Below are 13,286 nucleotides of genomic sequence, written 5' to 3' on the forward strand. Positions count from 1 at the left end.
CGTAATTCATAATTCATAACTAATAATTTATAATTCAACAAAATGAGTTTATCAACTACAAGTATAAAAAGACCTGTTTTAACCATTGTACTGAATCTTCTGATTATTTTATTCGGTTTCATCGGATATACCTTTTTGGGTGTTCGTGAATTTCCTTCCATTGATCCCGCTCAGGTTTCGATCAGGACCAATTATACAGGAGCTAATTCTGATATTATTGAATCGCAAATCACAGAACCTCTTGAAAAAGCTGTAAACGCTATTGACGGAATCCGAAATATTACTTCATCCAGTAATCAGGGAAGCAGTAATATTACTATAGAATTTAACTTAGATAAAAACCTTGAAGAAGCTGCGAACGATGTTCGTGATAAGGTTTCTCAGGCTGTTCGAAATTTACCGCAGGACATTGATGCGCCGCCGGTAGTTTCTAAAGCAGATGCCGATAGCGAATCTATTATTTCGATGACGCTTCAAAGTGATACAAGAAACTCATTAGAATTAAGTGATTATGCCGAGAATGTTATTTCGCAGCGTTTAGAAACTATTCCTGGCGTAAGTGGTGTTCAGATTTGGGGACAAAAACGGTACGCCATGCGTTTATGGATTGATCCTGTAAAATTAACGGCTTACAAATGTACCGTAGCCGATGTTCGTAATGCCTTAAATGCACAAAATGTCGAATTGCCTTCAGGAAAACTGACCGGAGACAATACTGAACTTACCGTAAAAACAATTGGAAATCTTTCTAAACCGGAAGAATTCAATAACATTATCATTCGTACAGAGGGCGATAAAATTATCCGTCTGAGCGATGTTGGAGGCGCAGAATTAGGACCTGAAAATATCGAAACACAATTAACATCCTCCGGGCTTCCCATGATTGGTCTGGCTATTGTGCCAATGCCGGGAGCCAATTATTTAGATATCTCATCCGAATTTTATAAAAAATATGAAGCCTTGAAAAAGGATTTACCGAAAGATATCAAACTAAATATTGCACTGGACAATACGCTGTTTGTAAAGAAATCGGTATTGGAAGTTGCTGAAACTTTAGGTATTTCTATCTTGTTGGTAATCATCATTATTTACCTCTTTTTTAGGGACTGGGCAATTGCCTTCAGACCTTTAATTGATATCCCGGTTTCCCTTATTGCTACATTTTTTATCATGTGGATGCTTGGATTTTCCATAAATGTATTAACCCTTTTGGCTATTGTTCTGGCAACAGGACTGGTAGTGGATGACGGGATCGTAGTTACTGAAAATATCTTCAAAAAAGTAGAAGAAGGAATGTCCCCAATTGAAGCGGCTATAAAAGGTTCTAACGAAATTTTCTATGCTGTAATTTCGATATCCGTAACGCTGGCAGCTGTATTTTTACCGGTAATTTTTCTGGAAGGTTTCGTAGGACGCCTTTTTAGAGAATTTGGCGTTGTGATTGGCTCGGCTGTATTGATTTCTGCTTTTGTATCATTGACTTTAACACCAATGCTAAATGCTTATCTGATGAAAGGCGGCGAACAGAAAAAATCAAAATTCTACATGAAGACGGAGCCGTTTTTCGAAAAAATGAACAGCACGTATGCAGAAAGTCTTTCTAAATTTATGGATCGAAAATGGATCAGTTTTCCGATTCTGATTGCCTGCTTCGGAATCATTTATTTGTTTTTCACCATTCTTCCGAAAGAAACAGCTCCTTTAGACGATCGTAGTTCTGTTGTAATGCGTATGACAACTCCGGAAGGGTCTTCTTATGAATATACGGACCGTTTTATGCAGGAGATTTCAAAATTGGTAGACGATTCTATTCCGGAGAAAAAAGTGAGTCTGGTGATTACCTCACCGGGATTTGGTTCTTCATCCGTAAACAGTGGTTTTATCAGGCTTTCGCTAAAACAGCCCGACGAAAGAGTTCGTTCTCAAAAAGATATTGCAGACAAACTAACCAAATGGACAAAGCAATATCCGGATGCTAAAACATCTGTCATTCAACAGCCTACCATTGCGGTTAACAGACGTGGCGGTTTACCGATTCAATACATTGTTCAGGCACCTACCTTTGAAAAATTAAGAGAGAAAATCCCCGTTTTCATGGAAGAAGTCGGTAAAAGCGATGTATTCTCTATTAGTGATGTGAATTTAAAATTCAATAAACCTGAAATCAACGTAAGTATCGATCGGGAAAAAGCGGAGAGTTTAGGGATTTCTATAATGGATATTGCACAAACTTTACAGCTTTCTTTAAGCGGACAGCGTTTTGGATATTTCATTAAAAACGGAAAACAATATCAGGTAATTGGGCAGTTTAATCAGGAAGACCGTTCGAAACCGCTTGATTTAACTTCTATTTTTGTAAAAAACAAAAACGGCGAATTGATTCAGATGGATAATGTGGTAAAAATTGAAGAACAAAGTAATCCGCCTCAATTGTACCATAATAACCGATATATGTCTGCAACAGTTTCTGCAGGTTTGGCACCGGGAAAAAGTATCAGCGATGGTATTGAGGAAATGGACCGAATTAAAGCGAAAGTTTTAGATCAGAGTTTCACCACTGATTTAAGTGGAGAATCACGAGATTTTGTCGAAAGTAGCTCCAATACTTCATTCGCCTTCGGATTAGCATTATTGTTGATTTTCCTGATTCTTGCTGCTCAGTTTGAAAGTTTTATAGATCCGTTAATTATCATTTTAACGGTACCAATGGCGGTTGCAGGGGCTTTATTCTCCTTATGGCTCTTCAATCAGAGCTGGAACATTTTCAGCCAGATTGGTACCGTAATGCTTATTGGACTGGTAACTAAAAATGGTATTTTAATTGTAGAATTTGCCAATCAGCTCCGGGAACAGGGAAAACCAAAATTAGAAGCCATTATGGAAGCATCAGAAGCACGTTTACGTCCGATTTTAATGACGAGTTTAGCCATTGCGTTAGGAGCTTTGCCAATTGCAATGTCACTTGGAGCGGCTTCTACGAGCAGAATCGGAATGGGGGTTGTTATTGTGGGAGGTACTATTTTCTCTTTGGCATTAACCCTTTTTGTTATTCCGGCAATATATCTGATGTGGTCAAAAGCCCGAAAACATTATCCGGAATTTGATCATATTGACGAATACGAAAAAGAAAGTAAATAATTTATTAGCCTGGAATTCAATTTTAAATTTCAGTCAAAAGAAAAAAAATATGAATACTAAAATTCTATTCCGTAGTTCAATACTATTCTTCTTTTGTATGATTAGTATACAAGCGCAAGAAGTTTTGACCATTGAAGAGGCTATGAAAATAGCCTTAGAAAACAATTTTGAAATAAAGATTGCCAAAAACAATACAAAAATTAGCGAAACAAATGTAACGATTGGAAATGCAGGAATGCTTCCAACAGCAACGGCTTCAGTTGTTGATAATAATAGCATTACTAATTCAACCCAGGTACGTCAGGATGGAACCTCTACATCTTTGGATAATGCGAAAAATAATAACCTGACATATGGAGTAAGTTTAGGATGGACCGTTTTTGACGGAATGAGAATGTTTGCCAGATTAGACCAATTAAAAGAACTTCAAAAATTAGGCGATACAGAATTAAAAAGGACTATTTTAATGAAAATTGGGCAGGTCAATTCTGCTTATTATGATCTTGTACAGCAACAGCAGCAATTAGTTGCCTTAGACACTACGATTGTAATCTCAAAACAAAGATTAGATTTAGCTAAGAACCGTTTTACAATTGGAAAAGCTTCAAAATTAGAAGTTTTAAATGCACAGGTAGACCTTAATACCGATATGGTAGCTTTGTTAAGACAAAAAGAATCTTATGCGAATTCGAAAATTTTGCTGAACCAGCATTTGGCGCGTGACCCAAAAATAAATTTTACCGTAACTGATGAAGTTACGGTTGATAATAAATTACTTTTTGCAGATTTATTAGATCTGGCACAGAAACAAAATCCTGCTTTAGAGCTTCAGGTTATCAATAAGCGTATTGCAGAACTGGAACTTAAACAGATAAAAGCAGACCGATACCCGGTTGTGAATTTAACCTCCGGTTATAATTTTACTGAAAGTCAGTCAAGTTTAGGATTTACCAGCGAAAATTCATCCAGAGGTTTTACGTATGGTTTTAATGCTTCTTTAAATATTTTTGATGGTTTTAACCAAAACAGAAATGAAAAAGTAGCAAAACTTCAAATTGAAAATTCAAAAATTGCCATCGAACAGCAAAACATGATCCTGAATACACAATTAAGTACTGCTTTCCAGACCTATTTAACCAATTTAGAACTTATTGAACTCGAAGACAGTAACGAATCTATTGCGAAACAAAATTTAGAAATCACTTTAGATAAATTCCGTATTGGAACAATCACTACTTTAGAGTTCAGAACAGCCCAATTAAATTATGTCAATGCAAAAGTACGTCAAAGTAACGCAGTATATCAGGCAAAACTATCAGAAATTGCATTAAAAGAGTTAGCTGGTAATATCAGTTTTTAGTTTAAATTTGTTTCAAAATTAAAATTAAATGATCTCATATAATACTAAGGACTGGTTTTCTTTTATCTTTCGTTTTCACAAATCAGATACTGTTAGAAAACTCTTTCCCATTATGCTTGCCATAGGAGTTTATGCTGCAATTGTTGGGTATGTTGAAATTGAATATTTTAAAATTAGTAAGAACGACTATATTCATAATATTCCAATAATGCATGGAATGCTTGGATTTGTAATTTCGTTACTGCTTGTTTTTAGAACTAATACAGCATATGACCGTTGGTGGGAAGGCAGAAAACTATGGGGTTCACTTGTCAATAACAGTCGAAATCTGGCTATCAAACTTTCGGCTATTTTAAAAGACGAAAATGACAAGAAGTTTTTCAGGGAAATTATTCCAACTTACGCCTCATTTTTACAAAAACATTTAAAAGATGAGGAAACCAGCAAACAGCTTTTTGAAGATGTTGATCTCGAAATTGACCATCATAAACACAAGCCAAATCAGGTTAAAAGAATGATGTATCATAAAATTAATTCTTTGTACGAGGCAAAAAAAATTACAGGAGACCAACTTATAACGTTAAACGAAGAATTGCAATCTTTTACAGATATATGTGGTGCTTGCGAGCGAATCAAGAACACTCCTATTCCCTACTCATACAGTGCATTTATCAAGAAGTTTATCTTTTTTTATACCATGACACTTCCTTTTGGATATTCAGTTAGTTTAGGATATTATGTAGCTCCTGTGGTGGTTTTCATTTTTTATGTATTAGCAAGCTTAGAACTCATTGCCGAAGAAATTGAAGATCCTTTTGGAGATGACGAAAATGATCTGCCAACCAAAAAGATAGCTGAGAACATTAAAAAACATGTTGAAGAACTGATTTAAACCTAAAATAAAAAATAAAGATAAACACCTACACTACAGTATTTTAACCTTAAAAACAATTCAATAAACGATTATATTTTGAAATATTGATAATAAGCAATAAAATTTGTAACAGCAATTTAAATAGCCTCCTCTGAATTGCATTTATTTTTTTCTACAAATTTTAATTCCTTATTACAATGAAGAAAATTATTTTAATTGTGGCGATGGCTCTTCTGACTGTCTATTGTACTAACGAACCTTTAAGTACAGAAATGCAAACTGAAGAAGCCCAAAAAACGAATAGTCCTACCCTGACTTCAAAAGGAACTTATTCGGAATGTGATCCTGTTTCAATCAACATTATGGCCGGACAATTTACCAACTCCGGAAAAATTTTAATTGAAAATGATGCTACCAATCTTTATGTAACCTATAGTGCACTGCCAAATTGGTACTTTAGTGAAATGCATCTGTATGTTGGTCCTTACGCTAATGTACCTTTGCAAAATGGAAACCCAGTACCGGGACAATTTCCATATAAAAAATCTTTTAATCCATTAGTTCAAACCTACACATTTACAATTCCGCTTTCGGCAATAACTCTTGATGCCAACAAATGCCTGTATATCGCAGCTCATTCGAGCATGAAAAATATTGTAAACGGGGTCATTGTCAGAACAGAAACCGGTTGGGCAGGAGATATCAAATTCCCGGGAAAAAACTGGGCAACCTATTTCAATTATTGTCTCAGAATCTGTGATCCACCACCACCGGATGGAACAACATGTGATACAGCATACATGTTTGGAAATTATACTTTTAATAGTTTAGAGATTTCTGAAAAATGGGGTTGGGCTACTTATTACAACAATGTCATGAACGGTACTTATACCTACAATTTATATGCAGGTGCCGGACAAAATGATATTACAAAAGGATATCTGGCAGGAACCGTTACAATTGTTATTCAGGGTAGCAATGTCAGCGTGACAATCAATGCAACGCATCCCGGAACTGTATTTACAGAAACGCATGTCTATTTATCAGACAGTCCGCCAACTACGGCAGCTCCCGGTCAGTTTGGTAACCAGCATACATTAAGCAATACAACAACAGACAATTACAATTTAAGCTACAGCGGAGACGGCAATTTCTGGATAATTGTACATGCCGGAGTTTGTACGACCGAATAATTTAAAACTGATAAAAAAAGAGAGAATTTAAGTTCTCTCTTTTTTTAATCTAATTTCATGTCTTTTAAATTTGAAAAATAGTCACGGGCAAAAAACAAAAAAATAGTTTCCAACTCCCGCAATCAATCCTTATATTTACACCTTTATTTAAGAACAATAGCGTTAACATGAAAATATCTTATAACTGGTTAAAACAATTCATTAAAACAGACTGGACATCAGAGCAAACCTCTGAATTACTGACGGATTTAGGTCTTGAAGTCGAAATTGTCGAAAAATATCAATCAGTAAAAGGCGGATTAGAAGGAGTTGTAGTAGGACACGTTCTTACTTGCGAAAAACATCCTGATGCAGACAGATTAAAAGTTACCACCTTAGATGTTGGTTTAGAAAATCCAATTCAGGTAGTTTGCGGTGCTTCAAATGTTGCAGCAGGACAAAAAGTACCTGTTGCTACTATCGGAACCATTTTATATGATAAAGAAGGCGGAGAATTTACCATTAAAAAAGGTAAAATTCGTGGTCAGGAAAGTCACGGAATGATTTGTGCCGAGGATGAATTAGGTCTTGGATCCGGACATGAGGGAATCATGGTTCTGGACGAAGCTTTAAAACCGGGAACTCCTGCGGCTGATGTTTTTAAAATTGCCAACGATGAAGTTTTTGAAATTGGATTAACCCCCAACCGTGCCGATGCCATGAGCCATTTTGGTACAGCGCGTGATTTAAGAGCTGGAATGCTGCAACGTGGAGTAAACGTAGAATTAATCACACCTTCTGTTAGTAATTTTAGGGTTGACATGCGCACACTGAAAATTGATATTAGTGTAGAGGAACCTACATTAGCGCCAAGATATTGTGGTGTAACTATTTCCGGGATTACAGTAGAAGAATCTCCGACATGGCTAAAAGATCGTTTAAAAGCTATTGGATTAACTCCAAAAAATAACATAGTAGACGTTACGAATTATGTTTTACACGAATTAGGACAACCTTTACATGCTTTCGATGCTGCAAAAATCAACGGAAAAGTAATTGTAAAAACACTTCCTGAAGGAACAAAGTTTGTTACTTTGGATGATGTTGAAAGAACGCTACACAAAGAAGATTTAATGATTTGTGACGAAAAAGGACCACTTTGCATTGCCGGTGTCTTTGGCGGAAAAAAATCAGGAGTTTCTGACGGAACTACTTCTATATTTCTGGAAAGTGCTTATTTTGATGCTGTAAGCGTTCGAAAAACAGCTAAAAGACATCAATTGAATACAGATGCTTCGTTCAGGTTTGAAAGAGGAATTGATCCAACTATCACAGAATATGCTTTGAAGCGTGCTGCCCTTTTAATTCAGGAAGTAGCAGGTGGAAAAATCACATCAGATGTTATAGAAGTATATCCTAAAAAAGTAGAAGATTTTTCTGTTTTACTGAATTTCAGCCATGTATCTAAAATTATCGGACAGGAAATTCCAAAAGATACTATCAAAAAAATATTAGTTTCTCTTGACATTAAAGTAAATAGTGTTTCTGATTCCGGCTTAGGATTAACGATTCCGGCTTATCGGGTTGATGTACAGCGCGAAATAGATGTAATCGAAGAAATTTTAAGAGTTTACGGTTATAACAATATTGAGTTTTCTAAAAAGTTCAACGCAACTGTTTCTAACTCACCAAGAACAGAAGATTACAAAGTACAAAATGTAATTGCGTCACAATTGAACTCTCAGGGTTTTCATGAAATGATGGCAAATTCGTTGACAACAGCTGCATACACAAAATTATCTGCCATTTTAAAAGAAGAACACAACGTTACAATGCTAAATCCTTTGAGCAGTGATTTATCGACGATGCGCCAATCATTATTATTCTCAGGTTTAGAAGCGATTTCATACAACATAAACCGAAGAAATTCTGATTTGAAATTATTTGAATTTGGAAAAACATACCATAAATACCTAAGCGGATACGAAGAACACAAACATCTTACTTTATTCATATCTGGAAACAGAAATAAAGAAAGCTGGACAAATCCACAAAAAACTACAGATTTCTTTTTATTGAAAGGATATGTAACCGGAGTTTTGAATCGTTTAGGAATTGAAAAAATTTCGAATACACCTTCTCAATCTGATATTTTCTCTGAAGGGACAGCGAAGGTCTACAATAATGAGGTTTTGGTAGAAATTGGAGTAATTAAAAAATCTATATTAAAACATTTCGGAATTAAACAAGATGTGTTTTATGCCGATTTTAACTGGGATTTGATTTTAAAAATCATTACAGGAAAAATAAAATATACTGAAATCCCTAAATACCCTGAAGTTCGCAGGGATTTGGCTTTGTTGATTGATGAAAAAACAACTTACGAAAGCATTTATAACCTGGCAAAACAAACAGAGAAAGCGCTCTTAAAAGATGTTAATCTCTTTGACGTTTACGAAGGCAAAAACCTTCCGGAAGGCAAAAAATCATACGCACTGAGCTTTACGATTCAGGACAGTACCAAAACGCTTACTGATGGTCAGATTGATAAAATTATGACCAAATTACAGCAAACTTTTGAAACAGAACTTGGAGCAAGTTTAAGATAAGATGATAAAAAAAAACACCGGCAAATGTCGGTGTTTTTTTATACTGAATATTCTAGTTAACCTTTTTAAACAATTTCTTAAACAAATTCACAACAACTAAAACTACAAGTCCTAATACAAGCCCAACAACAAATTCTTTTATAATTACAGGCATATTAATTTTAGGTGATAAATCATGGAAAAATGGAATGTAATGCACAAAAATACCTCCGGCAACTAATAATAAAGCGATTGTACCAATTACAGTTAAACTTTTTATAACTAACGGCAGTGCTTTAACCAAAATATTACCGATAAATTTTGAAACACTTTTATCTCTTTTACTAAATTTAATCAGCTTATAACCTGCTTCATCCATTCTGACAATAAGAGCTACAATACCATAAACACCAACTGTTGCTACTAAGGCAATTATTGAAGTCACGATAATTTGCTGAGTAATTGGTTTTCCAATTACAGTACCTAAAGCAATAATTACAATCTCTACTGATAATATAAAGTCAGTTACAATTGCTGATTTAATTTTACCTTTTTCAGCTTCCAGAATTTCTTCTTCCGTAAAAGTTTCGCCTGTTATTCCTTCTGAATCTTCATGCGAATGAGGAAATACAAATTCGTAGATTTTTTCAGCTCCTTCGTAAGCCAAAAACAATCCTCCAAGTACAAGAATTACAATAATTGCAAAGGGTAAAAATGCACTTAATAAAAAAGCGATTGGCAAAATAATAATTTTGTTAAGAAGCGAACCTTTACTAATTGCCCAAAGCACAGGAAGCTCTCTCGAAGAAGCAAATCCAGAAGCTTTTTCAGCATTTACAGCTAAATCATCACCAAGAATACCGGCAGTTTTCTTTGCTGCAACTTTACTCATTACTGCAACATCATCCATGATTGCTGCTATATCGTCTAATAGTACGAAAAAACCTGATGCCATTATATTTTGTAGTTAAATTTTAATTGTGCGAATCTACTACTTTTTGATTATTTTATCTATAAAATTTTAACTGCATTGTCCTAAAAGGAACCAAAGAATAATAAAAACTATAATTGTTCCGAAACAACCGCCTCCTAATTTTTTCGCACCGTATCCGGCAAGCAATCCTCTAAATAAATTGTTCATGATATATATTTTTAGTTGTAAGTAAATTTCAGAACTTAATCCGTAAACGCACTTATAAAACTTTTAAAATAAGTTTCATGATTTACGGATATAGTGAATCAATTCTATTCCGAAAATATTTTAATTACTTTAATACTGGTTAACTTTTACCAATTATGAGGTAATTATCTACATATTAAAAAGACAATTTTACTCCTAACTTGCTTTACCAATGAAAGTTAAAAGCCGCAAGTAATTAATAAGCATTTTTTACACAAACAGAAATAGTTTACAAAACTTATTAATCCAGTCAGAAATTTTATTTCAAAAATAATAATAACCAAAAATCCCTATTATGAAAGAAAAAAAAATACTTCATTTTCTACCATTTCTATTTTTTAGCGTCATTATGCTATTTGCAGAAAAATTAAATGCACAAACGAATTTAGCTTTGTTAAATTCGACAAAAATTACTACATCACATGTGTCTCCCTGGGAAAGCCTTAATGCCGTAAATGATGGGTTTACACCAATTAGCTCAGAAGACAGAACCAATCCTGTTTATGGAAACTGGGACGGAGAGGCTGCTTACAACACTTATAACTGGATTGAATATGAATGGGATTTTGCCCACGAAATAAATTCTGTTGCAGTCTATTGGTTTACAGATTACGGTGGTATTGGACAACCCACAGATGCGTACATTCAATATTGGGATGGAATTAGCTGGGTAAATGCAGGTGGTATTGGGTTAGCATTAAACCAATTCAATACTATCGAAAATCTAAGCTTTAAATCCAGAAAATTAAGAATCTATATGAAAAGCGCAACAGCAACAGGAGTAACTGAATTTCAAGCCTTTGGCATTCAAACCACTGAATGTAATGCTACTGAACTTACAGCTAATCTTGTTGTAAATAACGGTCAGGAAAAAAATGTCAATTTTGCTGTAATTTCTTCAGACGATAGCGTACAATTTAAACCTTCGATAGCTAATATGGAAGTTGGTGCTAAAATGAAATGGTCTGGCCCAAATAACTTTACATCTTTGGATCAAAATATCACTTTGTCTAATTTACAGGAAGTAAATTCAGGAACCTATACGTTCTTATATATCAACAATTGCGGCACCGAAAGTTCTGTAGACTTTTATTTAACCGTTAAAGGAGACAATAGTGATTTTACTTCATGGCCTGCTTATGACTCAACACTTCATTATGATTTTAAAAGCGATTATCCGGATTTTCCAAAACCATTAAAAAATTTAGAGGAAGACTATCCCGGATACAGTGGATGTAACAGTGCTTCATCAAGAAATTATGGTTCATGGACCTTTGTTAAAGGACCAAATGCAAACCCTTTAGTGACAGATGTTGCTGTAGATGCATTACTAAAACGCTTAGATGGGGATTTTACTTTCCTAAGGGATAATATGGGGTGGCCTCCAGATAAATTGTACAGAGCAGGATATCGCAGTTCAGTATACTTATATGGATCCGGATTATGTACCGACACTGCATCGAATACCGATTTAGGAGGATGGCAAAGCGGAGTTGGCACTCCTGATGGCGAAAGCTGGCCAATGGTACTTTTATCTTATTATCCTGTAGCCAGTTTCGACCCTAATACTACTTTTCCCGATGCTCAATATCAAACAGGAGCTTGTACACATGAAGGTATTCATGCTATATACGCATCCTTGCCTGGATGCAGAAAATCAGCCTGGTTTCATGAGGGCTCTAACGTTTGGCTGCAAACTGTTTTGGATATAAAAAAAACAGGCAGCCAGGACTACAGCAATGTTGATTTGGGATGGTTAAGTGCCGGGTCTGTAATTGCTCCTTTTATTCCAATAGAATGTTACAGCGGATGGCTTCAGGATGGAACTTTTGGAGGTCCTTCTGCTGAAGGGGTAGATTCCGGAGTTCAGAATGAAAATGGTGTTACTTTAAGACTGACCAGGGATATTATTGGCGGCGTTCAATATAGTTCTGTATTTCCAACCTTCCTGGGTGAAATTGTGGGTGAAAAAAGTTTACCATGGATCTGGAATTATTGTGAAGGGCGTGTATTAGAAGGCATAGCAAATGGTAATGGAACCGTTAATGGCATTGGTGATACTAAAATGCGTAAAATGGTTCAGGAATACAGAGCCCGATTAGCATTGGCTGATTTCGGAAAATTCGAGCAGCCAATTTTAAGTTTATACCGTAATAATATGGGACGTGAATTAGGTCCTGAGCAACCGGCTCTTATAAATGTAGAAAAATGGAAAGCAACACCTTACGCTAAAACAACAACAGACGAAAACGGATACTTAATTCCAGAAGAAAAGACCCTCCCTGGCTGGTCAGGAGCTAATTTTATTCCGATTCATGTTCAAGGAAATCAGGCTACATTGTTTTTTGAACCATTAGGAAAAAATATGTCAATACAATTATGCTATCGTACCAAAGAAGGAAAAACCATATATTCACAGCCCGTGTACGCCGGAGATTGCACAATTTCTTTCGATCAGGGTATACCGGCAAATGGGGTTATATTTGCAGTAATCTGTAATTCAGATTATATTTTTAAAGATGAATCTACCCGTAAAACTAAATTTAACTACAAAATTAAACTTGGAGAAGGTGCTATAAGTACAGCCGGAATAGATAAAAATTGGTGGGACTGGAAAGCTGTTATTTCTGAAAATCTTTCTGTAGTTAACAATTCAGGTTCAGCTTCAAATTTTATTATTTATCCAAACCCTACAAATATTTCTTCTCTAATTAATATTAAACTACCCAATACCAACTCTGGTACTGTCGGTTTAAAAATAACCAATACTCAGGGACAGGTAATATTCGAAAAAAGAAATTATAATCCTGAAGAACAATATTATACAGGAGGTTTATCACAAGGAGTTTATTTTGTAACTATAGAAACACAAAATTTCAAACAAACAAAAAAAATTATAGTAAAATAAATAATTCTGCACCTGTAATAAAAAAAAAACACCAACATTGCTGTTGGTGTTTTTTTTTATTGAATT

Annotated in this window: 7 protein-coding genes; 6 read left to right on the forward strand and 1 reads right to left on the reverse strand. The window is 35.0% G+C overall.

All coding sequences use genetic code 11. The features are described 5' to 3' along the window. Positions 1–42: 42 nt before the first annotated feature. The 5 genes from JE46_RS09105 (at position 43) to pheT (ending at position 9,153) form a co-directional block, all read left to right on the forward strand. Positions 43–3,138, forward strand: coding sequence for an efflux RND transporter permease subunit (locus JE46_RS09105; RefSeq protein WP_031454962.1), 3,096 nt, complete (start codon positions 43–45; stop codon positions 3,136–3,138). A gap of 49 nt (positions 3,139–3,187) precedes the next feature. Then, a complete protein-coding gene (locus JE46_RS09110; protein ID WP_031454963.1) occupies positions 3,188–4,498 on the forward strand; it encodes a TolC family protein in 1,311 nt (436 codons plus the stop codon). Between the two features lie 28 nt (positions 4,499–4,526). Further along, entirely contained in the window at positions 4,527–5,390 is an 864-nt protein-coding gene (locus tag JE46_RS09115; protein ID WP_031454964.1) for a bestrophin family protein, read from the forward strand. 179 nt (positions 5,391–5,569) lie between these two features. After that, positions 5,570–6,565: a hypothetical protein gene (locus JE46_RS09120; RefSeq protein ID WP_031454965.1), complete on the forward strand. Its 996-nt coding sequence runs from the start codon at positions 5,570–5,572 to the stop codon at positions 6,563–6,565. A 167-nt stretch (positions 6,566–6,732) separates the two neighbouring features. Then, positions 6,733–9,153: a phenylalanine--tRNA ligase subunit beta gene (gene pheT / locus JE46_RS09125; protein ID WP_031454966.1), complete on the forward strand. Its 2,421-nt coding sequence runs from the start codon at positions 6,733–6,735 to the stop codon at positions 9,151–9,153. A gap of 52 nt (positions 9,154–9,205) precedes the next feature. Here the strand turns inward: pheT and JE46_RS09130 are convergent, their stop codons facing one another. Beyond that, positions 9,206–10,087 (reverse strand): DUF808 domain-containing protein, encoded by an 882-nt coding sequence (locus tag JE46_RS09130; RefSeq protein ID WP_031454967.1) that lies wholly within the window; start codon positions 10,085–10,087, stop codon positions 9,206–9,208. Between the two features lie 520 nt (positions 10,088–10,607). On the opposite strand from JE46_RS09130, the gene JE46_RS09135 reads away from it, so the two are divergent. Continuing rightward, positions 10,608–13,220 carry a T9SS type A sorting domain-containing protein gene (locus JE46_RS09135; RefSeq protein ID WP_083480865.1) on the forward strand — a complete coding sequence of 871 codons (2,613 nt, stop codon included), beginning with the start codon at positions 10,608–10,610 and terminating at the stop codon, positions 13,218–13,220. Positions 13,221–13,286: the final 66 nt, after the last annotated feature.

The organism is Flavobacterium chungangense LMG 26729, assembly GCF_000735715.2.
In the GTDB taxonomy this organism is placed as follows: domain Bacteria; phylum Bacteroidota; class Bacteroidia; order Flavobacteriales; family Flavobacteriaceae; genus Flavobacterium; species Flavobacterium chungangense.